Origin of the sequence: Pseudomonas sp. NPDC078416, from assembly GCF_050268485.1 — a bacterium.
In the GTDB taxonomy this organism is placed as follows: Bacteria; Pseudomonadota; Gammaproteobacteria; order Pseudomonadales; family Pseudomonadaceae; genus Aquipseudomonas.
The window spans coordinates 105,555-131,434 of the sequence record NZ_JBNNGV010000005.1 but is presented as its reverse complement, the minus strand read 5'-3'; the positions used below and the strand labels follow the sequence as shown (position 1 = coordinate 131,434).

Sequence of the window (25,880 nt, the reverse complement as noted above, 5' to 3'; positions counted from 1 at the left end):
CGGTGATCAAAGGCCACCGCCTGGAGGCGGGCAGGTTACGGGAATGCCCTGAAGCCGAAGCGAGCGTGCTGTGGTTCAGCGACCCGGACGCAGCGGAAAAGACGCTGCTGCTGGAGCGCTTCAACCTCGACGACCACGCCCTGGCCTCGGCGCTGGATCCGGACGAGGTGTCGCGCATCGAGTTTCATCCGGACGCGCTGTTCATGATCTGGAAGCGCCCGGAAAACTACTCGGGCAAGGACACGTTTTCCTTTGACGTGTCGTCGTTCGGGGTGCTGCTCAGCCCTCATCACATGGTGCTGATCTGCGCCGACAGCAAGCAGATCAGCGACCTGGGACCCCACCGGCCGATGCACACGCTGCTGGACGTGTTGCTGGAGGTGCTGTTCCACAACATCCATCATTATCTCGGTCACCTCAAAGTGATCAAGATGATCGCCCGGGAACTGCAGCAGCAGTTCAATGCGTCGATGGACAGCCGCCATCTGGTACAGATGTTCAACCTCAGCGAAAGCCTGGTGTATTACATCAACGCCATCGACAGTAACGGCTCGGTGCTGACCCGCCTGCGCAATCACGCCCACAAGCATCAGTTTTCCGGCGACAGTCTGGCGCTGATCGAAGACATGATCATCGAGAACGAGCAGTGCCATAAACAGGCGAATATCTACTCCACCGTGTTCGCCAGCCTGATGGACGCACGGGGCAATCTGGTCAACAACAACACCAATAACCTGCTGCGCAAGCTGACGTTGATCAACGTGGTGTTCTTGCCATTGAATCTGGTGGCGGGGATTGGCGGGATGTCGGAATACAGCATGATGACCACGCCCATCCCGTGGTGGATCAGCTACCCGGCGTTGCTCATCGGCATGGCCGGGCTGGGCGTGGGGATGGTGGTGATACTCAAGCGCATGGCGCGGGCGAGTCAGTAGTCAACGGGAGCCCGGCGGGTTCCCACTGAGCGTAGCGGGCGGTCTTATTCCGACGCCTGCAAACCCTTCTGCCTCATCACCTGATTCTTTTCTTTCTTGTACTGCAGCGCGACTTCCGGTGCCGGGCCGCTCTTGCCGGTTTCCATCCACAGACGCATGCGGCTGGCATCGGCGAAGTGGGTGTATTTGCCGAAGGCGTCGAGAATCACCACGGACACCGGACGATTGGCCATGCTGGTCAACAGCACCAGGCAGTGGCCGGCCTGATTGGTGAAACCGGTTTTGGTCAGCTTGATGTCCCAGTTGGATTTACGCACCAGATGGTCGGTGTTGCTGAAGCCGAGGATGTAATTCGGCTTGCGGAAGGTCACGGTTTTCTCCGGCGTGGTGCTCAGCTCGCGCAGCATGGGGTAGTTGCGTGCGGCGAGGGCAAGCTTGGTCAGGTCGCGCGCCGTGGAAACGTTGTAGACCGACAGCCCGGTGGGCTCCATGTACACGGTATGGTTCATGCCGAGCGCCTTGGCCTTGGCGTTCATCGCCCGGATGAATGCCGGGTAACCGCCCGGGTAGCTGTGGGCCAGGCTCGCCGCAGCGCGGTTTTCCGACGACATCAGGGTGATCAGCATCATATCGTGGCGGTTCAGCTCACTGCCGAGCTTGACCCGGGAGAACACGCCTTTCATTTCGGCGGTCTGGGAGATGTCGACCTTGATCATCTCGTCCATGGGCAGCTTGGCGTCGAGGGTGACCATCGCGGTCATCAGCTTGGTCACCGAAGCGATCGGCACGACGATGTCGGGGTTGCTTGCATACAGCACCTGACCCGTTTGCAGGTCGGTAATCATGGCGCTGCCGGAGGCCAGGTGCAGATTGGCCGGGTCACGATTGATGGCCGGTGATTCTTTGGCCAGTGTGACGGTGGAAAGTGCGCAGCCTGTAAGTGCAAATAATAGGCCGATGACGGTTGGGCGAATTTTCAAGAGCAAAGCTCACTTAATGATGGACAGAGCATAAAACGTCGGACTTTCTTCAAGCACGACAACAAGTTCGGCGCATTTTAGGAGCAAGTTTCTGAAGATGTCGATGGGCTGGCGTGGGGTTTCGATAATAAAGCGCTGTCGTATGGCTCAGGTTCAGGTGGCGGATCCAAAAAGCCTGTATTTAAAAGGGTCGAATTGCCTTTTATTGCAGCCCTGACGCGCAGCGCGGCCCCTAAAACATCCATTCCTGGGGCAAAAAAAAGCCCGCGTCATTAAAGAGGCGGGCTAAAGGGGTGTGCGGAGCAACGCACGATTCACAAGGAAGAGCGAATAAGGTTTCAGCTGTTGAGCGAGCGGCATTCAAGTTGTTGCGACAGCGCCTGCGCCACCGGCAGTGAAGGCAATGGACCGCTGACCGGCTCGCCGTTCTGCATCAAGTACCAGCACGCCAACAGACCGCGCTCACGAAGCTGGGCGGGTACTGCGCTGCCGACAACCGACATGATTTGAACCTTGGTCATAAGTGCCTCCATCAATCTATGGCGCTACTGTACGGCGCGACCGGTTGATGCAGAAATCAACGTTCTCGATAGTCGTCATTGATGAGCAGGTAGGGACAGTGGTGGGTGCTCGTGCGCAAAACCGTGCAGAGGGCCGACATAAATGCTTTGGAAACAAAAACCCCGCCGGGGAGGCGGGGTTTTTGTTGGGCGAGGGCTGACGACCTTGAATCGACAGCCCTCCGGCCGGGGGCAAACCGCTGTTACCAGCGACCGCCACCGTGGTAGTAGCCCGGTGGTGGGCCGTAATAACGTGGCGGGCCGTAGTAACGCGGTCCGTAGACGACCGGGCGTTCAACGACATAAGCCGGTTGGTAATAAACCGGTGGCGGTGGCGGTGGCGCGTAATAGACGGGCGCCGGGGCCGAGTAATACACGGGAGCGGGTGCCGCATAAGCCGGACCGGACGCCACTGCCGCGCCGACAACACCGCCGACGACCGCACCGATCACGGCGGCTCCACCCCAGCCCGGGCCGCCGCCATGGGCTTCAGCCTGGCCTGCGAGGGCGAGGGCGCCTAACAACAAGGCAACTTTGGGGATCTGACGAATCATGACTGTTCCTCGGTGTTCAGTCCCGTTGTCGCGAGCCTGCGTTACGCTCAGGCACTGCCACGGGATAACTTCTCAGACAACGGTTTCGGAAATATCTGCGAAGCCGTTGGGTAAATTTTGTGTAAGGTATTCGATAACTTTCATGACAATGGCTGGCGCGGTCGTGAAGAATGAGCGCCAGAGCGCTGCGATTCTACGCCTTTCCCCAGGCGTCTTCTAATACCATTCGGGAGATTTCATGTTGGTCACTGCCAGTAAGGAAACGCTGTTGTGCATGTCGCTGGCCGGACGTCCGGGCAACTTCGGCGTGCGCTTCCATAACCACCTGTATCAACAGTTGGGCTTGAACTTCTATTACAAGACTTTCTCGCCAAACGACCTGCCGGCAGCCATCGCAGGGATGCGCTCATTGGGCATTCGCGGGTGCGGCGTGTCGATGCCCTTTAAAGAGGCCTCTATCGCCTTGGTCGATGAACTGGATGCGTCCGCCGCCGCCATTCAATCCATCAACACCATCGTCAATACCGATGGCCACTTGAAAGCCTATAACACCGATTACATCGCCATCGCCCAACTGGTCGACACCCATCAGGTTCCGCGTACCCGCTTCGCCCTGCGCGGCAGCGGTGGCATGGCCAAGGCCGTCGCCTGTGGCCTGCGCGACGCCGGTTTCACCGACGGATTGATCGTGGCCCGCAACGAGCCGGCGGGCAGGGCGCTCGCACAGACCTGCGGCTTCGCGTGGCAAGCCGAACTGGGCAGTGAGCGCCCACCGCTGCTGGTCAACGTCACGCCGTTGGGGATGGCGGGCGACCAGGCCGATGCGCTGGCGTTTGAGGTGTCCGCCATCGAGCAGGCCGACACCGCGTTTGACGTCGTCGCCACCCCGGCTCGCACGCCGTTCATTGTCGAGGCCGAGCGCCTCGGCAAGCGCCTGATCACCGGCGACCAGGTTGCGGCAATTCAGGCGCTGGAGCAGTTCATCCTTTACACCGGCGTGACGCCGAGCGAGGAGCAGTACCAGACAGCCGCGGCATTCTCGCGGGGCTGATGCGTCTGCCGCTTACCCAATGACGCGCCGTCTTCGCGGGCAAGCGTGCTCCTACGATGGATCTCGGCAGCGGTCATGGTCTTGGGCGAACTCAAAACCTGTAGGAGTGAGCTTGCTCGCGAAGGCGGTCGACCATTACATGCATCTCTGCGTGGCAAAACGCGATCGCGGGCAAGCTCACTCCTACAATGGAACTCGGCAGCGTTCATGATCTTTGGTGGACGCAAAACCTGTAGGAGCGCGCTTGCCCGCGAAGGCGGTCGTCAAATACGTGCATCTTTTCCCGGCAAAACGCGATCGCAGGCAAGCTCACTCCTACAATGGATCTCGGCAGCGGTCATGGTCTTTGGTGGACGCAAAAACCTGTAGGAGTGAGCTTGCTCGCGAAGGCGGTCGTCCATTACATGCATCTCTGCGTGGCAAAACGCGATCGCGAGCAAGCTCACTCCTACAATGGATCTCGGCAGCGGTCATGGTCTTGGGCGGACGCAAAAACCTGTAGGAGTGACCGGGGTGGCGTTCCACCTTGCTCGCGAAGGCGGTCGTCCATTACATGCATCTGTGCGTGGCAAAATGCGATCGCGAGCAAGCTCACTCCTACAATGGATATCGGCAGCGATCATGGTCTTGGGCGAACTCAAAACCTGTAGGAGTGAGCTTGCTCGCGAAGGCGGTCGACCATTACATGCATCTCTGCGTGGCAAAACGCGATCGCGGGCAGGCTCACTCCTACAATGGAACTCGGCAGCGTTCATGATCTTTGGTGGACGCAAAACCTGTAGGAGCGCGCTTGCCCGCGAAGGCGGTCGTCAAATACGTGCATCTTTTCCCGGCAAAACGCGATCGCAGGCAAGCTCACTCCTACAATGGATCTCGGCAGCGGTCATGGTCTTTGGTGGACGCAAAAACCTGTAGGAGTGACCGGGGTGGCGTTCCACCTTGCTCGCGAAGAAGGTCGTCCATTACACGCATCTGTGCGTGGCAAAATGCGATCGCGAGCAAGCTCACTCCTACGATGGATCTCGGCAGCGGTCATGGTCTTTGGCGGACGCAAAACCTGTAGGAGTGACCGGGGTGGCGTTCCACCTTGCCCGCGAACGCGTTGTGTCAGTCGACACTTTCAATTCTGACACGACGTCTTCGCGGGCAAGCGCGCTCCTACAATGGATATCGGCAGCGATCATGGTCTTGGGCGAACGCAAAACCTGTAGGAGCGCTTGCCCGGGAACGCGTTGTGTCAGTGCCAGCTTGTCAGGCCGCCTTCAACCGTCTAGATTCGCCAGCCGTTCTTCGAGGATGGCGATGCGGGCTTCGAGTGCTTCGACCCGCTCGGCGAGTGCTGAACCACCTGAGCTGCCCGAATGGCCGCCGCTGCTGCGCTCCGCCGGTTGCGCGCGGGCGGCGAGAATGGTCTCCCTGTCGGCCGGATCACCCAGTGCGTGGAGGTAGCGGTCTTCGCGCTGGCCTGCCTGTCTCGGGATCAACACCGCCAGCCCGCGCCCGATCAGCCGTTCAAGCTGATGCACCACGGCGTCGGCGTCTTCGAAATCGTGCATGCGGTTGCTGCGGGTCAGCAGTTCGTTGACGGTCTGTGGGCCGCGCAGCAACAGCAGGCCGGTGAGGATCAGTTGCGCCGGCACCAGTTCCAGCGTCTTGTCGACGCGGTGTTCCCAGCGGTCCGCCCGGCTGCCCATGACCAGACGTGTGAGTTGCAGGCTTTCCAGCGCGCGCAGGCTCTGCCCCACCTGGCCGGGCGTCAGGTTCATCACCGGCTCGCGACTGGTCTTCTGGTTGCAGGCCAGCACCAGCGCGTTGAGGGTCAGGGGATAGGTCTCGGGATTGGTCGCCTGCTTCTCGATCAGGCAGCCCAGAATGCGCACTTCGGTGCTGCTCAGCTGCAGCGCATCCGAGGCTTCAACGGTGTTTTCGGAATCCAGCTCGTCAGACATGACCCATTCCCCAGGCGTTGAAAAGGCTATGAGGGTAGGGGGTGGATGAGGTAAAAGACAAGCCGCGTTCGCGTCCGCCGCCGTGCGACTCATTTTCCGAGGAACTGCCATGACCCTTTCTCTTTACGCCGCTTCCATTCCTGTCTTCAAGCAAATGCTCACCGCCCTCGGCGCCGTTCTGGCCAAAGGCGAAGCCCACGCCACCGCCAAAAATATTCAGCCCGATGCCCTGCTGCAGGCGCGCCTGTTCCCCGACATGTTCCCGCTGGTGCGTCAGGTGCAGATCGCCGTGGACTTCGCCAAAGGCGCCGGCGCACGACTGGCCGGCCTTGAGCCGCCGAAGTACGAAGACACCGAAACCACCTTCGCCGACCTGCAAGCGCTGCTGACCAAAGTGCTGGCGTTCCTCGACACGATCAAGGCCGAACAGGTCGATGGCAACGAGGCGCGTGAGATCGTGCTGCGCCCGGGCACCGACAAGGAAAAGCGTCTGAACACCCAGACCTACCTGCTGCATTACTCGCTGCCGCAGTTCTTCTTCCACGTCACCACCACCTATGACCTGCTGCGCCACAACGGCGTGGAAGTCGGCAAACGCGACTACATGGGCGCTTACTGACAGACCTCGCTGCCCGTCTGAGCGCGGGCAGCGACATGTGTTTCGTCCGGCGCCTGGCTCCCAAGCGCCCGGCGCTGTTACCCTCCGCGTCCTGATTCAAGCCACATCCGATCGACCGCTCCGCGAGGACTGGTCGTTTTGTCGTTCTGGAGATTTCATGTTTTTCCCCATTTACCTGCTGTCGGCCGCGGGCTTTACCGTGCTGACCACAGAGTTTGTCATCGTCGGTCTGCTGCCCGCCATCGCCCGTGACCTGGCCGTCACCATTCCCCAGGCCGGCTTGCTGGTCACGCTGTTCGCCTTCACGGTGGCCTGCTTCGGGCCGTTCCTGACCGCGTACTTCTCGCGCTTCGAGCGCAAGCGCCTGTTCATTTCGGTGCTGATCATGTTCGGCGTCTCAAACGTCGTTGCAGCGCTGGCGCCGAATATCTGGGTGATGGCCGCCGCGCGGCTGATCCCGGCCCTCGGGTTGCCGGTGTTCTGGGCCCTGGCCAGCGAAACCGCCGTGGACATCGTCGGACCGCACCATGCCGGCCGCGCGATTGCCAAGATCGGCTTCGGTATTGTCTGCGCCACCGTGTTCGGCATCCCCGTCGGCACCTTGATCTCGGACGCCATCGGCTGGCGCAGCGCCTTCGCCATCCTCGCGGTGATGGCGTTCGCCAAAGCGTTGCTGCTGTTCATTTACCTGCCCCGCAGCGTGCACAAGGATCAGGCCTCGTTCCGCAGCCAGTTCCGCATTCTGCGCAGCCCGTTGATGCAGGGTCACGTACTGCTGTCGGTGCTGGTCTTCAGCGGCATGTTCACCGCGTACACCTACCTGGCGGATATGCTGGAGCGCCTTGCCGGGTTCAACGGCACGGTGGTCGGCTGGTGCCTGATGGGCTTCGGCGCGGTGGGTTTGCTGGGCAATTCGCTGGGCGGGCGGCTGGTGGATCGCCACCCGCTGATTGCCAGCCTGACCTTTTGTACGTTCATGATCGGCGGCATGGTCATGGTGGTGCCGAGCATGCACTCCCTGCCTGCGTTGGCACTGGCGCTGGCCGTGTGGGGCGCGACCCAGGCGGCGCTGTTCCTGGTCAGCCACGTCCGGCTGATGAAAGCCGCGCCACAGGCTCCGGCCTTTGCCGCCTCATTGAACATCGCCGGGGCCAATCTGGGCATCGGCATAGGCGCAATCATCGGTGGTCGGGTGATCGATCATCTGGGCCTTGGCAGTCTGGGCTTCGCGGCGGCCGGCATCATTCTGTTGTCGATCCTGCTGGCCCTGCTGCTGATGACCGTCCGCCCACGCCCGGCAGCCTGCGACGTCTAGTCCGGGAACAACTGGCGGCGTGCGCCTTCGGTAATCGCAACGATGCCGGGGTGCTTGACCTTGCGCTCGACCGAGATCGCATAGAACGACTCGGTCACGGCGTCGGTATGGCCGATCAGCTCAACGTCGTATTGCTCGATCACTTCATCGGCGATCACGCTCGGCGCAATGAAAATCCCGCTGCCGGATTTGCCAAAGGCCTTCATCAACGCGCTGTCGTCGAATTCCCCGACGATTTTCGGCTGGATGTTCTGCTCGGCGAACCAGCGCATCAAACGGCTGCGTACCACCGTCTGCTGGCCGGGAACCAGCAGCGGCGCGCCTTGCATGCCGTGGGGGAAGTTCTCGCCGTAGAGGGCCGCGAGGGCGCGGGTGGCAAAAAAACTCACGCCGCATTCGCCCAGCTTCTGGCTGTAGCCTTTAATGTCCAGATGAGAGGGCATCGGGCTGTCGGATATCACCAGGTCCAGGCGCTGAATGGCGAGGTCCGCCAGCAGGCGTTCGAGCTGGTCTTCCCGGCAACTGATGCGCACCAGTTCGTTGAGCGCCATGCTTGGCGCGATAAGCCGATAGACAATGGATTTGGGCACGACATCGGCGACGCCGACGCGAAAGAGGATTTGCTGTTCGTCGGGCTGCGCGCGCAACACCGCTTCGAGCTCGCCACCGAGCTGGAACATCTGTTCGGCGTAGGGCAGGGCGACGCGACCGGTTTCGGTCAGCTCCAGTTGGCGGCCCACACGCTTGAACAGCTCGACGCCGTAGGTCTGCTCCAGCAGGCTGATTTGCCCGCTGATGGTCTGGGGCGTGAGGTTCAATTGCTCGCAGGCGCGGACGATACTGCCGGTCTTGGCCACGACCCAGAAATAATGCAGCTGTCGGTAATTGAGCATGGGCGCCGTCACTTCGGGAAAACCGAAGTATACGCCTGAAAAATACGAATTTTGCTGAAGTGTTTCCGTCCCTAGAATGCCGCCCTATCCCCTGAACTGATCCTGGACACTCGCTTATATGGAATACCTTCTGGAACTGGCTGCAAGCCCAACGGCGTGGATCGCTCTGGCGACGCTGGTCGTCATGGAAATCGTGCTCGGCATCGACAACCTTATCTTCATCTCGATTCTTACCAACAAGCTGCCGGTTCATCAGCGCACCAAGGCGCGCCGGATCGGTATCAGCATGGCGCTGATCCTGCGTCTGGGCCTGCTGACCACCGTGGCGTGGATTGTCCAGCTGACTGCGCCGGTGGTCGAAGTGTTCGGCCAGACGTTCTCCTGGAAGGACATGATCCTGATCGCCGGTGGCCTGTTCCTGGTCTGGAAGGCCACCACCGAGATCCACCACAGTGTCGACATCAAGAGCGAAGCCGAGAAAGCCGCTTCCAGCACCGTTACGCTGGGCATGGCGGCCGCTATCGGTCAGATCCTGATGCTCGACCTGGTGTTCTCCATCGACAGCATCGTCACCGCCGTCGGCATGACCGAGCACTTGCCGATCATGGTCATCGCCGTGGTGGCCGCCGTGGTCGTGATGCTGGTGGCGTCGGAGCCCCTCGCCAAGTTCATCAACGATAACCCGACCGTGGTCATGCTGGCCCTGGGCTTCCTGATCATGATCGGCATGACGCTGATCGCCGAAGGCTTCGGCGCCCACGTTCCAAAAGGCTACGTGTACACCGCCATGGCGTTCTCGGCCCTGATTGAAGTGCTGAACATGCTGGTTCGCCGGTCCCGCCAGCGCCGTCTGGACGCTGAAGCGCAGCAGGGCCAGAAGGTCTGACGCTGAGGTGAGCTCCGCCTGGCTATAAGGGCGGAGTATCAGAAAGCAGGGCAATAAAAAACGGTCGGGAATGGAATGCCATTACCGACCGTTTTCATTTGTCCTTTACATCAACAATTCACAACGGCATCAGTGCGCAGTGACATGATGGATTTTGCGCTGTACACGCTCTAAGGATTTCGCGGCTTCGGTTTCCCGATAATGCGGATGATGGCGACGGGATACCCGCATCACCCCCCACAACATGGCGGCCGCAACGGCCAGCCAGGCAGCGATCAACATCACAATGGTCATTCCGAGGCTCATGGCTTCCTCCGGCTCTTCTCTTCGTCTCTTAGTAACCGACAGTCTAGTCTGCATGTTGTTGCCAAAAATTGACCGATGGTAGGAATTGCATGACCGATTCGTTCTATCCACGCGCGTTGACAGCGTTTCGGGCTATACCGCAACCGGTGGCGGCTCTATCATCCGCGTTCCGGCCGGATCTCGGGATCCGTCGCCATCAGTCAAGTGAGTGAAGAACGTGCGGGCATTGACGCGATTGGATAGCGTTGCAGGTCGACGCAAATGGCTGGCGCTCGCCGCCGTGCTGGTTTTGGCAGGCTGCTCGAATGCCCATAACTGGAAGCCCGGCTACCCGCCGATGTACAAGACGCTGCCCGACCGGGTCGAAATCAACGCAGTGCCGTCGTTCCGTGGCAAGGATTACCAGAGCGCACCGTTCGCGCTGGCCAGCATGCTGACGGTGCACGGGGTACAGACCACACCGGGGCTGCTGGAAAAACCGCTGAAACTGCCGGGCGCTGAAGACAAGCTTGACCGCAGCATGCTGGAACTGGCCCGCGAATACGGCTTCGTTGTGTATCCCGTCGATCATGGTCTCCCGGACCTGCTGGCCCAAGTGTCTGCGGGGTACCCGGTCATGGTGCGGTTTTCTGACGGCTCCATGTTCTGGAAAGAGCAGCGCTACGGCGTGCTGGTCGGGTTTGATCAGAACAAGCGCACGGTGCTGATCTACACCGGGCCAGGGCGAGTGACGGCGAGCTTCGATTCGTTTACTTCGGAATGGAACGACGCGGGGAACTGGGCCGTGCTGATCCAGAGCCCGCGCCAGGTGCCGGTGCCGGTGGACCGTGAGCGCTGGCTGAAAGCCGCCAATGATCTGGCCCAGGCCGGGCAGGAACAGGCGGCGGGCGAGGCGGTCAAGGCGCTGAACGCCAAGGTCAGTCGCTGACGTTAATCAGCGATGAATTCTGGTCGGATACAGAGATCTGTAGGAGCCGGCTTGCTGGCGAACGCGGTGGGTCAGTCGCCCCTTTAGCGCCAGATCGATGGCATTCGCGGGCAAGCGCGCTCCTACAATGGGACGGACATCCGAGCCCGGGAGACTTACCGGCGTGGTCCGTCAGAACCCCAACTTGTCCCGCAGGCTGTAATACCAGGCACCCAATGCCGTCAGTGGCGTGCGCAACAATTGCCCGCCCGGGAACGGGTAGTGCGGCAGGCCGGCGAAGGCGTCGAATCGTTCTGCCTGTCCGCGCAAGGCTTCGGCCAGCACTTTGCCGGCCAGATGGGTGTAGGTCACGCCGTGGCCGCTGCATCCCTGGGAGTAATAGATGTTGTCGCCCAGTCGGCCGACTTGGGGCAACCGCGACAAGGTCAGCAGGAAGTTGCCGGTCCAGGCGTAATCGATCTTCACGTCCTTCAGTTGCGGAAACGCCTTGAGCATCTTCGGCCGGATGATGGCTTCGATGTTCGCCGGGTCGCGCGCACCGTACACCACGCCGCCGCCGAAGATCAGGCGTTTGTCGCCGGAAAGCCGGTAGTAATCCAACAGATAGTTACAGTCCTCGACGCAGTAATCCTGGGGCAGCAACGTGCTCGCCAGTTCCTCGCTCAGCGGCTCGGTGGTGATGACCTGTGTGCCGCAGGGCATCGATTTGGCCGCCAGTTCCGGAACCAGATTGCCCAGATAGGCATTCCCCGCAACGATGACGAACTTCGCCCGAACCTTGCCCTCGGCGGTGTGCACGACCGGGCTGGCGCCGCGATCAATGCGGGTCGCTGCCGACTGTTCGTAAATGACCCCACCCAGGGACTCGACCGCCGCCGCTTCGCCCAGCGCCAGGTTCAGCGGGTGGATATGACCGCCGCTCATGTCGAGCATGCCGCCGATGTATTGGTCGCACGCCACCACTTCACGGATGCGGCGCTGGTCCATCAGCTCCAGCTGCGTGTGGCCGTAGCGTTCCCAAAGACGTTTCTGCGATTCTAGATGGCCCATCTGCTTGGGCGTGATCGCGGCGAAAACACCGCCGTCTTTCAGGTCGCACTGGATCTGGTATCGGGCGACGCGGTCGCGGATGATCTGCGCGCCTTCGAAGGCCATATGCCCGAGCAGTTGCGCTTCCTTGGGCCCGACGCTCTTTTCGATGGTGTCGATGTCGCGGCTGTAACTGTTGACGATCTGCCCGCCGTTACGGCCCGAGGCGCCGAAACCCACCTTTGCGGCTTCCAGCACGGTGACCTTGAAGCCGTGTTCCAGCAAAAACAGGGCGCTGGAGAGCCCGGTGTAACCGGCGCCAATGATGACCACGTCGGTCTCGACGTCCCCTTGCAGCCGAGGCCGAACCGGAACGGGATTGGCGGAAGCGGCATAGTAGGACTGTGGGTATGGCGTGTTCGTCATCCTGTAACCCCTGTTTTATATTTTTTACGAATGGGCGGATCCTACCTGAGATGAAATTGGCCGGCCAGCCGCCGCGGTAGGTTTGCGGGACTCGACGAGGCGCTGGCAAGGCACTGGCTGCCGAGGCACAGGCACAATCACTTGGCGCGATGTGTGAGCGCAGGTGCAAATAGCTCGGACATTCATAGGCTTAGCGAAGATACGAAGTTGACAGCGATTCGAATCCCGGTAGAATGCCGCCCCACAGCAGGCACGTAGCTCAGTTGGTTAGAGCACCACCTTGACATGGTGGGGGTCGTTGGTTCGAGTCCAATCGCGCCTACCAAACAAATCCGCTCTGCTGGGCGGTAACGAAAAAGGGTGGCCCGACAGGGTCACCCTTTTTTTTTGCCCGAACCTGATCTCTTGGGTTTCCCCTTGCCGATCATTCCGGCTTGGCGCGGGTAATACGGCCCGCTCTGATCTCGTCCACATAAGCGCGCAGGCGGTCAGCGTCCTTGTACTGCTGATTCATCAAGTGCAGCACCGCGACCACATCGACATCGTTGACCCGTTCGGCCAACCGGCTGATTTCGCCAGCAGTGCTTTCCAGATTGGCTGCAATGGTGCTCAGGTCACGCTTGAGTTCCAGCGCTGATTTTTTCATGCCCACGGTGCCGCTCTCCACTGTTGATGACGCCGGTCCTGCGACCCTGACTCGGACGCGGCGGCGACGCACTATACCAAAGCGCGGGAGACGGGCACGAAAAGGGCGCTGTTCAAGCGCCCTTTGCAGTTTCCCGTGCGTGGTCGGGAATCAACCGCCCGCGCCGCCAGCACTCGACGAACCCGAGCCTTTGCTGCCGCCGCCGTTTGTGGTGTCGCCACCCGGCAGGTCCGCATCGTTATTATTGCCGGTGCCGTTGCTCATCGACGTCCCGCCGCCGATGCTGATGCCTTTCTTGGTTTGCGTGTCCACATCAGAGCCCTGGCGGGCCGGGTCGCTGCCCTGTACGCGTGGGTCGATACCGGTTTGCGACGGTGGCGGGCCCATATCGGGCGATGTCGCGCCAGCCAGCGCTGCAAGGGAGGTGCATGTCAGCGCACAGCCCAGTGCAAGTACAGCAAAGGATCTGTTCATCAGGTGATCTCCGTGTCTTGGTTCCTTGTGTGGATTGGGCACCTGAACTCCGCGGGTAGTGCCATCCTGGCGACAGGCGGCACTGTCGACTCGGCAGAGGGCCAACTTATGACATCGGCGTGATAACAAAGGTGGCCGCATCGGCTGATGGCAATGCATGCCGGGCTGATCGATAGCCACTGCGAAGGCTAATCAGGCGGCCCGAACTGCGCAGCTAAATAATTTGCATATTCATAGGCTTACCGGGCGAAAAAGACGTTGACAGCTATTTGAATATCCGTAGAATGCCGACCCACAGCAGGCACGTAGCTCAGTTGGTTAGAGCACCACCTTGACATGGTGGGGGTCGTTGGTTCGAGTCCAATCGCGCCTACCAAACAAATCCGCTCTGCTGGGCGGTGACGAAAAGGGCGAATCGAAAGATTCGTCCTTTTTTATTGCCTGAAATTTTATTGCCTTGAATCTCCGCGTCAGGCCAGCCTTCCTCTAGTCAGCCATAGCCCCTGTGGCCGGACGTCTCGACCCGATTTCACCCCTCGAACCGTCGCAGAGCGCTAAATAAATCCGGTTTTTTTCCGGCTACCGTCTGGACCTTTTCCCATGATGCGCGATCATCAGTGCATGGAAATCCAGAGGAGGTGTGTATGTTTAGCCGGTCGTTGACCCTTGCCGTTTTGTTCGCCGTGTCGAGCCCCTTGCTGGCTGCCGACGGTGATGGCCCACTTTCCCAGGAGCGCGGCAAGACTCGTCCGCTGATCGTTATCGCGTCGAGTTCGGTGGACCCGACGTTGGTGAGCCTGAAGAAAAGCCTGGACGAACCCGCCAACAAGGAGGGTTTCGCCAAGCGTGACATGGTCCTTTACACCATCATCAATATGGTCGGTCAGCGTGGTGGCAAGGACCTCGACGCCCAGACCACCATGGCATTGGTGCGCGAACTCAAGCTTGGCGCTCAGACAGACAAGCAGGCTCAGGTGATTCTGGTGGGCAAGGACGGTGAGAAGAAAATGACTCACAACGGCCCCATCGATCCGAAGGAGATTTTCGGCACCATCGATCAGATGCCGATGGCCGAGAAAGAAGCGGCCGCCGCCGCTCAACCTGCGCCGGTCGCCGAGCCGAAGACCGCAACGCCGTCGGGCAAGCCGGCCAAGCCCGGAAAAGCCGCGCCCGCTGCACCGCCCGCCGGGCTGGATGATTGAACGGTCGGACGGCTTTACCATAGGGCTCGCTTGAGGTTGCTGGTACCATCGCTCCTTTTTTAACGAAAAGGACTTTTGATGAATGGGACTGGTATGAAACATTGGGCGGGCGCTGTGGGACTGATCATGTTAACGGGCTGCATGAGCCTGAACCAAACGCGTTCGGCAGGCCCGGCGCAGGTTTACACCAGCCAGAAACCCGCGGTCGCCGTTGCCGAGTGCATCAAGGTCACGTGGGCCAACGTCCAGCTGTTTGGTGACGTGGCCGACGTGTTCATGGCCAAAGGCGAGCCTGGCGCGTTCACGGTCTACACCACCGAAGGCGAGTATTTCGCTGATGTGGCGGGCAAGGCGGGCATGACCAAGGTCAATTTCTACGCCAAACCGGGCGCCAAGGTGATCGAGCAGCGTGGTGCGGTGCTCGCGACCTGTCTCTGAGTTCACTGTGCATTCAATGACCTGCGCGTGCCGAGCGGTGAGGTTTCATCTGCCGGCCCCACGCAGGGTTTGAACGCTGCAGCCGTTCGCATCGGCCGCTTTACATTGGACGCATCACATTGGCGGGACCACGCCATTTTCCCCGGCAGAAATCGACAGCGCGGTCAACGTGTTGTCCGAGCCTTTCTGCGCTTGCAGCACCACCTTCACCCCGGGCTTGAGCAGGCTGCGATCACCTGGCACCAGGTTGACGATCGGCACATCATCAGGGATGACGATCTTCTTCTGTCCGCCCTTGTAGTTCACGGTGATGGTGCGGCCATTACTGGCGACCAGATCACCGACCGATCCGTTGGTCATCGTGCTGTCCGGCGTCAGATCAAAGGCCCGATGGCCATCTCCCGTGCCGGCCATCGACGGCGGGAAGACATGCACCTCCAGCGCCTTCAGCGAACCGTCCGGCAGCGGCACCGCGGCGGAGCCGATGTAGCTGCCCGGTTTGATCTCCGATACCTGCGCCAAGGTAACGCCGCGAATCTGCGTGTCAGGGGTCAGCACGACCTGCAGGTCCTCTCCGCGATTGCTGTGAATTTTCAGCGCATCGCCTTCGATCGCCGTGATGGCGCCGCGCACGCGCGTGGGTTTGCTGTCTTCGGCGTGGGCTGGCAGCGCTGCCGATAGCAGTGCGCTGAGCAACCCGGATAGGAGAAGGGAGTGACGGAGGGTTTGGGTGCTGGACGTCTTCATTGGCAGCGTGAATCCTGTGATGGGCTTGGCGCTGAGCATAGCGATAGTGTCCGATCAAGTGCATGACAATGCCGTCAGCAAGCGCGGTTTACTGCTGCTGGCGTATCTGATCGGCTTGCGCAAGCAGATTCCCGGTTTGCCGGGGTTGGCGCACAACGGGTAGGCAGGGGGGTGGCAACCGGGCTGTGCGCACGTCGGCGAACGACTGCGCACAGTCCGGCCCGGGAGATTACTGCTGAAGCGAAATGGACGTGCTCGCCAGCTTCGGCTGGTTGTACAGGCTGACCAACACTTCATCCAGCACCGAAGAAGCACCCCACGGACGCGGGTCGTTGAGGATCGCGACCACTACCCAAGTATTGCCGTTGCTGTCGCGGCTGAATCCGGAGATCGCCCGAACCGTGTTCAATGTGCCGGTCTTGATGTGGGCTTCACCGCGCAGGGCCGTACGTTTCAGACGTTTGCGCATGGTGCCGTCCATGCCTGCCAACGGCAGAGAACTCATGAATTCGGCTTGAAACGGGCTGTTCCACGCGGCCTGGAGCATCTGCGCCATCTCCCGTGCGCTGACCCGTTCGGCGCGTGACAGGCCTGAACCGTTTTCCATCACCAAGTGCGTCGCGATGATGCCTTTCTTCGCCAGCCATTGGCGCACGACACGCTGTGCGGCCTTGGCGTCGTCGCCGTCGGCCTCGTTACGGAACTCAGCGCCCAGACTGAGGAACAGCTGCTGGGCCATGGTGTTGTTACTGAATTTATTGATGTCGCGGATGATCTCCGCGAGGTCCGGGGAGAAGGCCTTGGCCAGCAGCTTGGCGCTGCCCGGCGTCACGTCCAGGCGGTCCTTGCCGAGAATCGTCCCGCCCAGTTCCTGCCAGATGGCGCGCACGGCGCCGGCGGTGTAGGTCGGGTGGTCGAGCAGCGACAGATACGTCTGCGAATTGCAGCCGTCACCCAACTGGCCGGACACCGTCACGGTGATGCCGCCATCGGCTTCCGGCACGGGGTTGTAGAGCACGTCGCCGGTGCATTTGCTGGAGGACAGCGCCTTGACCTGATTGTTGATGTGGATCGCGGCAATGGGCGGCTCCACCGAGACCAGAATCCTGCCGCCGTCGTTGCGGGTAACGAAACGCAGGGCCTTGAGGTTGACCATCAAGGAGTCGGGACGCACCAGGAACGGCTTGTTCTTGTCGTTGCCATCGTCATCGAACACGGGCAATTGCGGTTGCACGAAATGGCTGCGATCGAGCACCAGATCACCGGTCACCTGCTGCACGCCGTTGGCCCGCAGATCGCGCATCAGCAGCCACAGGCGTTCCATGTTCAGCTTGGGATCGCCGCCACCCTTGAGGTACAGGTTGCCGCGCAGAACGCCATTGCTGAGGGTGCCGTCGGTGTAGAACTCGGTTTTCCACTGATGGGTCGGGCCGAGCATTTCCAGGGCGGCGTAGGTGGTCACCAGCTTCATGGTCGAGGCCGGATTGACCGACACGTCGGCGTTGAAAACAGTCGGGGTGCCGGGCCCGCTGACCGGCAACATCACCAGCGACAGCGCATCGTTCTGCAGCTTGCTGGCTTTGAGTGCTTCCTGAACCTTGGGGGGCAGGGCGGTATTGATAGGGGCGGCGGCGATGGAGAACGAGAGGGGCAAAAGCAGGGTGGCGATAAACAGCGGACGCAAAGACTTGATCATTCAGTAAACCCTACTGCAGCAAACAACGGAGATGAAGAGGGGGTGAATTCCCTCGCACGGTGAACGAACCGTCAGAAAATGCCCGATGGGAGGGCGTGACACTGACGTTTCGGCAAAGCGGCATTATGCCCCAAGCTTTCGTGACTTGCGCCGGGGTACAGCCGTCAAACGGCGCTATTTTTTGCGCTTCTCCATTCAAAGTCACGTTAAACCGTGGTTTTTCCGCTTCACGCCGGCTGCATGCCGCGACTTCCCGGCAGTGTTCATGACATTCGGCTGCGGTTTTTGTCTCTTGAGCACATCAAATCCCCGAACGCCGGGCACAAAAAAGCCATCCCGAGGGATGGCTTTTTTGCGTGTATCAGCTCGGCAGGAAGGCCCGCCAGCTCATCAGACAGCCGCGTTGATCGGCTTTTCCGGGTACCAGGCGTCCTGCAGAGGGCTGACTTCAACTTCAGTCAGCTCGCTGCGGCCTTTGAGCCATGCTTCAACGGCAGCGCGCTGTTCTTCGCTGACCGAACCACGGTTCGCCAGGCAGACCAGGCCGAAGTCGTCGCCGCCGACGTAGTCCAGACCGTTAGCGTCCATGGCCTCTGTCAGGAAAGCGTCGAGGAAAGCGTCGATGGCCTCGTCATCCAGGTCCTCTTTGAAGCCCAGCTTCAGCTCGAAGCCCAATTCCTGGAACTCGTCGACACAGAGTTTTTTGCGCAGACGACGGGAGCGGTTAGTGGCCATGAAGCGTTCCTCTTAAGTAATTTCGGGGCGCAGTCTATCAGCTTCGTCCAGATGGCGCCTGCTTGATGCTGATCAGGCGTTTTGCCTGTTTGACTGTGCTCTGAGTTGGGGGGTGTGTCTGGCGGGCTGGCGCAGAGAGGCTGGGGGATGACTCATAGCCATGATGCGCAAAAAGTTGCGCACCCATCTGTTGAAAATGGGGTGATTGATGGGTTGGAGGCCACGTCGTTCGTGGTGTGCAGACGAGTGCGCAAGAAGTTGCGCAGGGGTGCGCAACTTCTTGCGCACTTCTTCTTTGTTTTCGGGTTTAGCGTTCGCTTAAACCTAACGTTATTTCTCTTAAATTCTTGATTTTGTTGAGCTAATTTATAGCTGGCATAGCCCTTGATATCTCCGTGGCCCCCGGATTGGCATTCACGCCTTCTCGGATGGTTTTTGAGCACGGAGAGCATTCTTGGCAAACCCCGCAGTTACGCCCGGCAGCGACGCAAAAAACGAGCCTCAGGTGGCGATCGTTCCGCTTGATCTGATCCAGCTTGAGGACATTGGCGTCGGTGCGGCAAACGTCGATGCCTGGTTACAGGAGATCAGCGGCGGGGTTGTTTCGCTTGATCGAATCAAGGCCCAGGCAGGCGGACTGCCGGTGGTAGGCAACATCATGGCGCTGGTCGATGCCTTGAATGACATCGCCAGGTTGTGGAGCAGCGAGAAGCGCGATCCGCTGGATTGGGTGAGTCTGGGCATCAATCTGATCGGAGTGATGCCACGCCCGCCTCGCATGGCGGCGGCACGGATGAGCCTGCGGCCAATGCTGTTTCTGGTGCGCCAGGAGATGCGTCGGAGCGGGAAATTGGTGTTGGGTGATGTGCTGATCGAGATTCTGATCGGGCACCTCAACGCGGACATCGTCGGGACGCTTGATGACTTTGTGCCACAGGCGCAGGCCAAGCTCCCCGGCATTCTTGAGGATGCCGGAAAACTTGGGGAAGGTGTGCTTCTTGAGATCGCTTCCGGTCTTGAAAAGCTGGTTAACCCTGAGCTGAACGCCAAGGCTGATTTGCTGGAAGCGGAGCAATTGGTTCATGCCGCCGGTGATCTCTGGGCCTACGACCCTCAGGGCGCGATTGGCAACATTTTCGCGGCCGCTGCGGATGTTTGCATTGCTGCGGGTAAAGGCGCTGTTAACGGTGCTGCCGAATATGTCGTGCCTGAAGCGCTGAAGGCGCAGGTGCTCAGACATGCGGCTTCGTTGCGATCACTGGGCCCGGAGCTTCGGGATCAGATCAATCGTCTGGCGGATCCTGGGGTTCAGAATTCCATTGGTTCGCTCCTGCTCACGCTGGGTGATGCGGTGGTCACCTGGCGGTCGCGCAACGGGCATGGCCAGTCGTTCAACATCAAACCGGGGATGGTTAATCAGGCCAAGCGCAAGGCGAGTGAAGGCAAGCTTGAGGCTGTTCAGTTCGAGAAGTCTGCAAAGGGTCGGCCCAACGAACAGAAGAATTGCGCCTGTGCGGCGACGATCAAGAGCATCAGCTTTGCGATGGGCTCGGAGTCGGTTAGTCACACCGATTTCAGCCTGCCGGGGCCTTTTCCGATTGAGTGGACGCGGACTTACTGTTCAAGTCTGGATGCCTACGATGAGCATGTTATTGGCGCACGCTGGATCACGCCGTTTACCACGCGCTTCGATCTCGTCGGCGACGGTCTGGTCTTCCACGACGCCGATGGCCGCAGCCATGAACTCCCTCTCCCCAAGGTCAAGCTGTTTCACTTCAACGCCATTGAAAATCTGACCGTCATTCGCCTCAGCAAAGATCGGTTATTGCTGATGCGGGGGCTTGAGCACAGGGAAACCTATGTTCGGCGGGGTGACCGGTTTGTATTGATCAATAAGGTTTTGCCCAATGGCGCCGGAGTCATGCTGCATCACGAGCATCGGCACGGTGGGGATTCGGTGCTCTCCGAGTTGGTCACTTACTCGGAAAAAGACGTCAACAAGGTCCATCTTCGACTTGGCACGTTGATTGATGATCAGGGGTGGCTGACCGGGGTTTGGGAAATCCGTGACGGCGACGTCAAACGCCAACTGTGCGCGTATCAGTACGATGATTCTGGCGATCTTGTTCTGGCGCAGGACGAGAACGGCTCGGCCTGGCGCTACCAGTATCAAAACCATCTCATCACTCGCTACACCGACCGCACGAATCGTGGTCTGAACCTGCAATGGCAAGGCACGGGTTCAGATGCCAAGGCCGTGCGCGAGTGGGCCGACGACGGCAGCTTCGACACGCGACTGGCCTGGGATGAAAACATTCGTCTTACCTATGTCACCGATGCACTCGGTCACGAAGCCCGGCATTACTACGACAGCCTCGGTTACACGTATCGCATCTGCCATGCCGACGGGCGCTCCGAGTGGTTCTTCCGCGACGCCGCCAAAAACATCATTCGCCACGTCCATACAGACGGGAGCGTCGACCGTTACCGCTACGACAAACTGAGCAACCTCACCGAGCACACCCGCGCTGATCACAGTGTCATCAATTACGCCTACGACGATAAAAGCCATCTGATCAAGATCAGCGATGGCGAGGGCGAGGGCGGCTTGTGGAGGCGGGACTACGACCTTCGCGGCAATCTGGTTGAAGCGATCGATCCTTTAGAGAACATGACCGAATACGCCTACAACTCGTTCGGTCGTCCTACAGCGATCAAGGACGCCAACGGCAATACCAAGTCGTTGGCCTACAACGACGCCGGACAACTCGTTAAGTACACCGACTGCTCGGGGAAGGTCAGCGCGTGGGAATACGACGAACGCGGCCAGATGATCCGCTTCACCGACCCGGCCGGGCATAGCACGACGTACGAATACAAAGCCGGCCAGTTGGTGTTGATCAAGCATCCGGACAAAACCGAAGAACGGTTCAGCCGCGACGCCGAAGGACGCTTACTTGCCCACTCGGACGGCCTTGAACGCTGCACCACCTGGCGCTACACCGCTGCGGGATTTATCGCCGAACGCGTCGACGCTGCCGAGCAAACCTTGCGTTACCGCTGGGACAAACTGGGGCGCCTCGTGGCGCTGGAAAACGAAAACGAACGCCGCGCCCACTTTCACTACGATCCAGTCGGGCGACTGCTGGAAGAGCGCGGCTTCGACGGGCGCTCGACCCGCTATCAGTACGATCCCGAAACCGGTCGCCTCGCCGAGACCATCAACGGCCAGCGCTCCATTGCTTTGACATTCGACCCGATGGGCCGCCTGACCGAACGCCGGGCCACGCTTGGAGAGAAATCCCAGAGCGAAATCTTTGCCTACGACGGCAACGGCCATCTGGTCATGGCAACTAACCCCGCCAGCCGATTGCAATGGTTTCACGACCCGGCCGGCAATCTGCTGCGCGAGCATCAACATTATTCGAATCTGGAGAAGCCGTTAGTTGCGGTGTGGCAGCACGAGTACGACGCGCTGAACAGCCGCGTCGCTACCATTCGCCCGGACGGCCATCGCGTGAGCTGGCTGACTTATGGCAGCGGGCATCTGCTGGGGCTGAAGCTCGACGAGCACGAACTGCTCAGCTACGAACGCGATGATCTGCACCGCGAAATCGCCCGCCATCAGGGCAACCAACTGCTGCAAACCCAAAGCTGGGATCCGGCAGGGCGTCTGCACCAACAACTGCTAGGACGCAACGACGACAAAACCACCCTAATCAAACGGGCCTGCACCTACGACGCTGCTGGGCAACTCACCGACATCAATGACAGCCGTCGCGGCCCGCTTTCGTATCGCTATGACCCGGTCAGCCGCCTGCTCAGCGCTATCAGCCGCCTAGGCACCGAAACCTTCGCCTTCGACCCTGCGAGCAACCTGCTCAACGAGAGCGCCGCACCCGTACGCCGCCCACTCGACCCCGAACCGGTCCGCCATAAACTCGTGGACAACCTGCTGCGCGACTACGCCGGCAACCACTACGAATACGACGAACGCGGCAACCAGACCGAACGCTGGACCAACGGCCTGCGCAGCGAACTGCACTGGGACCTCTTCGATCGTCTGGTGCACTTCCGCGATCCGCGTCTGACTGTGGACTTCGGCTACGACCCCCTCGGACGTCGCCTTTACAAACTCTCCAAAGCCCACTACCGCCCGCGCCCGGAAGCAGGCACCGGCTGGAACGAAAATGAACACGCCCGCAAAGAACGCGAACTCGGCTGCGGCTTCACCCTCTACGGCTGGGACGGAGACAACCTCGCCTGGGAAAGCAGCCCTCCGCCGTACGCCGGCGCACTCGGCCGCACCGTCCACTACATCCACGAACCCGGCACCTTCGTCCCGGTGGCCCAGGCCATCCGCCACGAAACGATCCGCTTGGTGAGCCAACCGACTTATCAGGGTCGCTACAACTTCAAAGAAGATCCGCTGTGGAGCTACAAGCCAGTCGCGCTGCCCATCGACGTCCTCGCCTGGTACCAATGCGACCACCTCGGCACGCCACAGGAAATCACCGACCAAAACGGCAACACCGCCTGGACCGCCCAATACAAAGCGTGGGGCGAGGCGCAAGAACAGCGCTCAGAGTTCGCCCAGCAAGTCGGCCTGACCAACCCCATCCGTTTCCAGGGCCAATACCACGACCACGAAACCGGCCTGCACTACAACCGGCATCGGTACTATGATCCGGGAATTGGGCGGTTCATCAGCAAGGATCCGATTGGCTATTTAGGTGGGTTGAACCTCTACCAATATGGGCCGAACTCAATCAGCTGGGTCGACCCGTTAGGGCTGGCAAGTTCGCCCGTCGGACCAGGGCGGAAGCCTAGATCTGATAAGCCGAATCAAAACTGTAAACGTGCATGCAGAAAAAAATGGGAGGTCAATCGGTACGACCGGGTTTGCGAGGGTAATGTCGCTGGCGTGGGATACGCGAGATATTATAAAGATCCAGATACCGACCGCTGGTGGTCGATGGATAAAACCGGCCATGGGCAGAGCGCCTGGAAAGTCTACGATGAGCACGGCGCATGGATTGCCGACGCAGATGTCTATGGGGATCACATGGATAAACACAAAAGCGAAACCGGAAAACACATCAACTTCAAATCTTTAAAATGCAGAGACAATAAATGATCACGTCTGCTGAAGAGTTTGTTGCGCTACGAAGTAGCGAGATAAAAGCTGAGTACGATAGAGCTGCCATGGAAGAAGCTCCAAGTTCTGTCTGGCGAGAAGTAATTAAGAAATATCCTGACTATCTAAGGTGGGTTGTTCACAATAAGACAGTCCCATTGGAGATTCTGGAGGAACTGTGCGTGGTCGACGCGGATAGCAGGCCGTTCATTGCCAGAAAAAGGAAGCTATCGACAGCTCTATTTGAAAACCTTTCGCAAGATATCAATTCCTCAGTGCGACTTGGGATAGCGTCGAATAAAAAAACTCCCGATGCGATCCTTGAGCGGCTTATTCATGACGACAATGAAGGCGTTGCTCGTCTTGCGAGAAAAAACTACGCAGCGAGAAAAAGATAGCAGGCTAAAGAATGTGAGCGTATTGGCCATTGGGGCCACGACCAAAGGCGGCTGATTTATTTGCAGTAAAGCGCTGTAAATAAATCAGTCCCTTGCGATCCAACTGACCTTCTCACCAAAACGTCGCCGCAGGCGCACTCAACTTCCCGGCAATCACCGCAATCGCCTTCTCCACATCACCCACCTCTGTATAACGCCCCAAGCTCAGCCGCAAGCTGCTCCCGGCCTGAGCCTGACTCAGCCCCAGCGCCAGTAACACGTGAGAAACGCTGCTGCTCGCGGAGTTACACGCTGACGTAGAAGACACAGCCAGCTCAGTGGCCAGGCTGGCGACGTTAAAACCCGGGCTGTCGATGCAAAGGTTGAGCGTATGGGGAACGCGCTGCTCTGGATCGCCGTTCAGGCGCACGCCGTCAAGGCTGAGCAGGCCTTCGCGCAGTTGCGCCGACAGCGCACTGATGCGTGCAACTTCCTCGTCCATTTCAGCGCTGGCCAGTGCGTACGCCGCGCCCATGCCGACGATCTGGTGGGTGGCGAGGGTGCCGGAGCGATAACCCTGTTCGTGGCCACCGCCGTGCATCTGTGCTTCGAGCAGCGGCCGTGCGCGTTCGCCGATGTACAAGGCACCGATACCTTTCGGGCCGTAGGTTTTGTGTGCGGAGAAGGACATCAGGTCCACCGGCAATGCGCTCAAGTCGATCGCCAGTTTGCCAGCGCCCTGGGCGGCGTCGACGTGGAACAGGGCGCCGTGTTCACGGACGATTTGGCCGATGGCAGCGATGTCGGTGACGGTGCCCAGCTCGTTATTCACCAGCATCAGCGACACCAGCAGCGTGTCGTCGCGCAGTGCGTGGCGCACGGCGTCGGGGTGAATCAGGCCGCAGCTGTCGGGTTCGAGCCAGGTCACCGGGCACCCGGCCTGCTCAAGCTGGCGGACGGTGTCGATGACGGCTTTGTGTTCGATGGTGCTGGTGATGAGGTGGCGGCGGGCGCCGTTGTTGGGGTTAGGGGCGATGCCCTTGATCGCCAGGTTGTTGGACTCGGTCGCGCCTGAGGTCCAGACCAGGGCATCGGCACTGCAGCCCACCAGTTCCGCGACCTGACGGCGCGCCAACTCAACGGCCCGGCGGGCTTGATTGCCGTAGGCGTGGGAGCTGGAGGCCGGGTTGCCGAAGGTGCCTTCCCGGCCCAGACAGGTGACCATGGCCTGGATGACGCGGTCATCGACTGGTGTGGTGGCGGCGTAATCGAAATAACAAGGGAGTGTTTTCACTGGGAGGTTTCTGCTCTGTCCGTCGTGCAGAAAATACTACTAGCGTCAGGCTGAAAAAAAATTGATTCCTCAACGGAGATTTCCCCGCTGACTAGAATATTATTTCGGTAAGTGAGAATTTATTGGAATATTATTTTCTGCCTTGCGCTTTTTGGCCTATCTTTATCGCTTACCGGCATATGACGTCACTGAGGCTACCGCGCATTCCATGGACAAATTCGACCAGGCCATCCTGAGCATTCTGCAAAACGACTGCACCCGCCCAATCGCGGAAATCGCCGACAGCGTCGGTCTTGGCAGCACCGCCTGCTGGCGTCGGGTACAGAAGCTCGAAGAGCAGGGCATGATTCGCGGGCGGGTGGCGTTGTTGGACCCCGGGCAGCTGAACGTTGCGGTCACGGTCTTCGCCGCCATTCGCACCAACCAGCACAACGCCCAGTGGCTGGGTCGTTTCCATGATCTGATCGCCACGCTGCCTGAAGTGGTTGAGTGCTACCGCATGGCCGGGGACACCGACTACATGCTGCGGATCGTGGTGCCGGACATTGCTGGCTATGACGCCGTCTACAAGAAGCTGATCCAGCTGTCGGGCATCACCGACATGAGTTCCAGCTTCGCCATGGAGCAGATCAAGTCAACGACCCAGCTGCCGTTGAATTACACCCTCTAAACCCGCATCAAAGTGCCTGGTCTAAACCCCGCA

25 protein-coding genes and 2 tRNA genes are annotated in these 25,880 nt (G+C 59.9%); 14 read left to right on the top strand and 13 right to left on the bottom strand.

Going from position 1 to position 25,880, the window contains the following annotated elements; translation table 11 throughout:
- Positions 1-2: 2 nt before the first annotated feature.
- Positions 3-935, top strand: a complete 933-nt coding sequence (locus ACQKEN_RS08385) for a magnesium transporter CorA family protein (protein WP_427685038.1) — start codon at positions 3-5, stop codon at positions 933-935.
- 44 nt (positions 936-979) lie between these two features.
- Here the strand turns inward: ACQKEN_RS08385 and pbpG are convergent, their stop codons facing one another.
- The 3 genes from pbpG to ACQKEN_RS08370 form a co-directional block, all read right to left on the bottom strand.
- Entirely contained in the window at positions 980-1,915 is a 936-nt protein-coding gene (pbpG, locus tag ACQKEN_RS08380) for a D-alanyl-D-alanine endopeptidase (RefSeq protein WP_427685036.1), read from the bottom strand.
- 338 nt (positions 1,916-2,253) lie between these two features.
- The gene (locus ACQKEN_RS08375; RefSeq protein WP_133770627.1) at positions 2,254-2,436 is read right to left on the bottom strand and encodes a hypothetical protein; all 183 of its coding nucleotides are present in this window, start codon (positions 2,434-2,436) and stop codon (positions 2,254-2,256) included.
- 242 nt (positions 2,437-2,678) lie between these two features.
- Positions 2,679-3,029 carry a hypothetical protein gene (locus tag ACQKEN_RS08370; protein WP_427685034.1) on the bottom strand — a complete coding sequence of 117 codons (351 nt, stop codon included), beginning with the start codon at positions 3,027-3,029 and terminating at the stop codon, positions 2,679-2,681.
- 238 nt (positions 3,030-3,267) lie between these two features.
- Between ACQKEN_RS08370 and ACQKEN_RS08365 the strand changes: the two genes are divergently transcribed.
- On the top strand, positions 3,268-4,080 hold the full coding sequence (locus ACQKEN_RS08365; protein WP_427685032.1) for a shikimate 5-dehydrogenase: 813 nt from the start codon (positions 3,268-3,270) through the stop codon (positions 4,078-4,080).
- A 1,262-nt stretch (positions 4,081-5,342) separates the two neighbouring features.
- Here the strand turns inward: ACQKEN_RS08365 and ACQKEN_RS08360 are convergent.
- Positions 5,343-6,029 carry a YceH family protein gene (locus ACQKEN_RS08360; protein WP_427685030.1) on the bottom strand — a complete coding sequence of 229 codons (687 nt, stop codon included), beginning with the start codon at positions 6,027-6,029 and terminating at the stop codon, positions 5,343-5,345.
- A gap of 109 nt (positions 6,030-6,138) precedes the next feature.
- On the opposite strand from ACQKEN_RS08360, the gene ACQKEN_RS08355 reads away from it, so the two are divergent.
- A complete protein-coding gene (locus tag ACQKEN_RS08355; protein WP_427685028.1) occupies positions 6,139-6,648 on the top strand; it encodes a DUF1993 domain-containing protein in 510 nt (169 codons plus the stop codon).
- A 157-nt stretch (positions 6,649-6,805) separates the two neighbouring features.
- Positions 6,806-7,963 carry an MFS transporter gene (locus ACQKEN_RS08350; RefSeq protein ID WP_427685026.1) on the top strand — a complete coding sequence of 386 codons (1,158 nt, stop codon included), beginning with the start codon at positions 6,806-6,808 and terminating at the stop codon, positions 7,961-7,963.
- On the opposite strand, the gene nhaR is transcribed toward ACQKEN_RS08350, so the two are convergent.
- A complete protein-coding gene (nhaR, locus tag ACQKEN_RS08345; protein WP_122538157.1) occupies positions 7,960-8,856 on the bottom strand; it encodes a transcriptional activator NhaR in 897 nt (298 codons plus the stop codon). The genes ACQKEN_RS08350 and nhaR overlap by 4 nt on opposite strands.
- Before the next feature lie 118 nt (positions 8,857-8,974).
- Here nhaR and ACQKEN_RS08340 point away from each other — a divergent pair, with 118 nt between their 5' ends.
- Entirely contained in the window at positions 8,975-9,742 is a 768-nt protein-coding gene (locus ACQKEN_RS08340) for a TerC family protein (RefSeq protein WP_427685024.1), read from the top strand.
- Between the two features lie 129 nt (positions 9,743-9,871).
- Here ACQKEN_RS08340 and ACQKEN_RS08335 read toward each other — a convergent pair whose 3' ends face one another.
- On the bottom strand, positions 9,872-10,048 hold the full coding sequence (locus ACQKEN_RS08335; RefSeq protein ID WP_427685022.1) for a hypothetical protein: 177 nt from the start codon (positions 10,046-10,048) through the stop codon (positions 9,872-9,874).
- Between the two features lie 226 nt (positions 10,049-10,274).
- Between ACQKEN_RS08335 and ACQKEN_RS08330 the strand changes: the two genes are divergently transcribed.
- Complete coding sequence (locus tag ACQKEN_RS08330; RefSeq protein WP_427685020.1) at positions 10,275-10,976, top strand: peptidase C39 family protein; 702 nt, start codon at positions 10,275-10,277, stop codon at positions 10,974-10,976.
- A 171-nt stretch (positions 10,977-11,147) separates the two neighbouring features.
- Here the strand turns inward: ACQKEN_RS08330 and ACQKEN_RS08325 are convergent, their stop codons facing one another.
- On the bottom strand, positions 11,148-12,431 hold the full coding sequence (locus ACQKEN_RS08325) for an NAD(P)/FAD-dependent oxidoreductase (RefSeq protein ID WP_427685019.1): 1,284 nt from the start codon (positions 12,429-12,431) through the stop codon (positions 11,148-11,150).
- A 248-nt stretch (positions 12,432-12,679) separates the two neighbouring features.
- Between ACQKEN_RS08325 and ACQKEN_RS08320 the strand changes: the two genes are divergently transcribed.
- Positions 12,680-12,756, top strand: a tRNA-Val gene (locus tag ACQKEN_RS08320).
- Positions 12,757-12,855: 99 nt separating this feature from the next.
- On the opposite strand, the gene ACQKEN_RS08315 is transcribed toward ACQKEN_RS08320, so the two are convergent.
- Positions 12,856-13,077, bottom strand: a complete 222-nt coding sequence (locus ACQKEN_RS08315; protein ID WP_237253429.1) for a hypothetical protein — start codon at positions 13,075-13,077, stop codon at positions 12,856-12,858.
- 150 nt (positions 13,078-13,227) lie between these two features.
- The gene (locus tag ACQKEN_RS08310; RefSeq protein WP_427685018.1) at positions 13,228-13,551 is read right to left on the bottom strand and encodes a hypothetical protein; all 324 of its coding nucleotides are present in this window, start codon (positions 13,549-13,551) and stop codon (positions 13,228-13,230) included.
- A gap of 299 nt (positions 13,552-13,850) precedes the next feature.
- Here ACQKEN_RS08310 and ACQKEN_RS08305 point away from each other — a divergent pair.
- The 3 genes from ACQKEN_RS08305 (at position 13,851) to ACQKEN_RS08295 (ending at position 15,191) form a co-directional block, all read left to right on the top strand.
- Positions 13,851-13,927 (top strand) — tRNA-Val (locus ACQKEN_RS08305).
- Between the two features lie 268 nt (positions 13,928-14,195).
- Positions 14,196-14,753, top strand: coding sequence for a DUF4174 domain-containing protein (locus tag ACQKEN_RS08300; RefSeq protein WP_427685017.1), 558 nt, complete (start codon positions 14,196-14,198; stop codon positions 14,751-14,753).
- A gap of 141 nt (positions 14,754-14,894) precedes the next feature.
- Complete coding sequence (locus ACQKEN_RS08295; RefSeq protein WP_282371397.1) at positions 14,895-15,191, top strand: 2-oxoacid ferredoxin oxidoreductase; 297 nt, start codon at positions 14,895-14,897, stop codon at positions 15,189-15,191.
- 114 nt (positions 15,192-15,305) lie between these two features.
- Here the strand turns inward: ACQKEN_RS08295 and ACQKEN_RS08290 are convergent, their stop codons facing one another.
- Positions 15,306-15,938 carry a DUF5666 domain-containing protein gene (locus tag ACQKEN_RS08290; RefSeq protein WP_427685015.1) on the bottom strand — a complete coding sequence of 211 codons (633 nt, stop codon included), beginning with the start codon at positions 15,936-15,938 and terminating at the stop codon, positions 15,306-15,308.
- Here ACQKEN_RS08290 and ACQKEN_RS08285 point away from each other — a divergent pair.
- The gene (locus ACQKEN_RS08285) at positions 15,922-16,101 is read left to right on the top strand and encodes a hypothetical protein (protein WP_427685013.1); all 180 of its coding nucleotides are present in this window, start codon (positions 15,922-15,924) and stop codon (positions 16,099-16,101) included. The genes ACQKEN_RS08290 and ACQKEN_RS08285 overlap by 17 nt on opposite strands.
- 66 nt (positions 16,102-16,167) lie before the next feature.
- On the opposite strand, the gene dacB is transcribed toward ACQKEN_RS08285, so the two are convergent.
- Together dacB and ACQKEN_RS08275 are read right to left on the bottom strand one after the other, a co-directional pair.
- On the bottom strand, positions 16,168-17,634 hold the full coding sequence (gene dacB / locus ACQKEN_RS08280; RefSeq protein ID WP_427685011.1) for a D-alanyl-D-alanine carboxypeptidase/D-alanyl-D-alanine endopeptidase: 1,467 nt from the start codon (positions 17,632-17,634) through the stop codon (positions 16,168-16,170).
- 390 nt (positions 17,635-18,024) lie between these two features.
- Complete coding sequence (locus tag ACQKEN_RS08275) at positions 18,025-18,369, bottom strand: YggL family protein (RefSeq protein WP_065988787.1); 345 nt, start codon at positions 18,367-18,369, stop codon at positions 18,025-18,027.
- A gap of 658 nt (positions 18,370-19,027) precedes the next feature.
- Here ACQKEN_RS08275 and ACQKEN_RS08270 point away from each other — a divergent pair.
- Together ACQKEN_RS08270 and ACQKEN_RS08265 are read left to right on the top strand one after the other, a co-directional pair.
- Positions 19,028-23,506, top strand: a complete 4,479-nt coding sequence (locus tag ACQKEN_RS08270) for an RHS repeat-associated core domain-containing protein (RefSeq protein WP_427685009.1) — start codon at positions 19,028-19,030, stop codon at positions 23,504-23,506.
- Complete coding sequence (locus ACQKEN_RS08265) at positions 23,503-23,904, top strand: hypothetical protein (RefSeq protein ID WP_427685008.1); 402 nt, start codon at positions 23,503-23,505, stop codon at positions 23,902-23,904. Before ACQKEN_RS08270 ends, ACQKEN_RS08265 begins: the two co-directional genes overlap by 4 nt.
- 112 nt (positions 23,905-24,016) lie before the next feature.
- On the opposite strand, the gene ACQKEN_RS08260 is transcribed toward ACQKEN_RS08265, so the two are convergent.
- Positions 24,017-25,177: a cysteine desulfurase family protein gene (locus ACQKEN_RS08260; protein WP_427685006.1), complete on the bottom strand. Its 1,161-nt coding sequence runs from the start codon at positions 25,175-25,177 to the stop codon at positions 24,017-24,019.
- Between the two features lie 208 nt (positions 25,178-25,385).
- Here ACQKEN_RS08260 and ACQKEN_RS08255 point away from each other — a divergent pair, with 208 nt between their 5' ends.
- Positions 25,386-25,847, top strand: coding sequence for an Lrp/AsnC family transcriptional regulator (locus ACQKEN_RS08255; RefSeq protein ID WP_237253418.1), 462 nt, complete (start codon positions 25,386-25,388; stop codon positions 25,845-25,847).
- Positions 25,848-25,880 lie beyond the last annotated feature (33 nt).

Bases quoted from the DNA above. Each gene is read 5' to 3' on its own strand.
- ACQKEN_RS08375 (WP_133770627.1), bottom strand. From the start codon at position 2,436: ATGACCAAGGTTCAAATCATGTCGGTTGTCGGCAGCGCAGTACCCGCC.
- ACQKEN_RS08370 (WP_427685034.1), bottom strand. From the start codon at position 3,029: ATGATTCGTCAGATCCCCAAAGTTGCCTTGTTGTTAGGCGCCCTCGCC.
- ACQKEN_RS08365 (WP_427685032.1), top strand. From the start codon at position 3,268: ATGTTGGTCACTGCCAGTAAGGAAACGCTGTTGTGCATGTCGCTGGCC.
- ACQKEN_RS08360 (WP_427685030.1), bottom strand. From the start codon at position 6,029: ATGTCTGACGAGCTGGATTCCGAAAACACCGTTGAAGCCTCGGATGCG.
- ACQKEN_RS08355 (WP_427685028.1), top strand. From the start codon at position 6,139: ATGACCCTTTCTCTTTACGCCGCTTCCATTCCTGTCTTCAAGCAAATG.
- ACQKEN_RS08350 (WP_427685026.1), top strand. From the start codon at position 6,806: ATGTTTTTCCCCATTTACCTGCTGTCGGCCGCGGGCTTTACCGTGCTG.
- nhaR (WP_122538157.1), bottom strand. From the start codon at position 8,856: ATGCTCAATTACCGACAGCTGCATTATTTCTGGGTCGTGGCCAAGACC.
- ACQKEN_RS08340 (WP_427685024.1), top strand. From the start codon at position 8,975: ATGGAATACCTTCTGGAACTGGCTGCAAGCCCAACGGCGTGGATCGCT.
- ACQKEN_RS08335 (WP_427685022.1), bottom strand. From the start codon at position 10,048: ATGAGCCTCGGAATGACCATTGTGATGTTGATCGCTGCCTGGCTGGCC.
- ACQKEN_RS08325 (WP_427685019.1), bottom strand. From the start codon at position 12,431: ATGACGAACACGCCATACCCACAGTCCTACTATGCCGCTTCCGCCAAT.
- ACQKEN_RS08315 (WP_237253429.1), bottom strand. From the start codon at position 13,077: ATGAAAAAATCAGCGCTGGAACTCAAGCGTGACCTGAGCACCATTGCA.
- ACQKEN_RS08310 (WP_427685018.1), bottom strand. From the start codon at position 13,551: ATGAACAGATCCTTTGCTGTACTTGCACTGGGCTGTGCGCTGACATGC.
- ACQKEN_RS08300 (WP_427685017.1), top strand. From the start codon at position 14,196: ATGTTTAGCCGGTCGTTGACCCTTGCCGTTTTGTTCGCCGTGTCGAGC.
- ACQKEN_RS08295 (WP_282371397.1), top strand. From the start codon at position 14,895: ATGAGCCTGAACCAAACGCGTTCGGCAGGCCCGGCGCAGGTTTACACC.
- ACQKEN_RS08290 (WP_427685015.1), bottom strand. From the start codon at position 15,938: ATGAAGACGTCCAGCACCCAAACCCTCCGTCACTCCCTTCTCCTATCC.
- dacB (WP_427685011.1), bottom strand. From the start codon at position 17,634: ATGATCAAGTCTTTGCGTCCGCTGTTTATCGCCACCCTGCTTTTGCCC.
- ACQKEN_RS08275 (WP_065988787.1), bottom strand. From the start codon at position 18,369: ATGGCCACTAACCGCTCCCGTCGTCTGCGCAAAAAACTCTGTGTCGAC.
- ACQKEN_RS08270 (WP_427685009.1), top strand. From the start codon at position 19,028: ATGGCGCTGGTCGATGCCTTGAATGACATCGCCAGGTTGTGGAGCAGC.
- ACQKEN_RS08265 (WP_427685008.1), top strand. From the start codon at position 23,503: ATGATCACGTCTGCTGAAGAGTTTGTTGCGCTACGAAGTAGCGAGATA.
- ACQKEN_RS08255 (WP_237253418.1), top strand. From the start codon at position 25,386: ATGGACAAATTCGACCAGGCCATCCTGAGCATTCTGCAAAACGACTGC.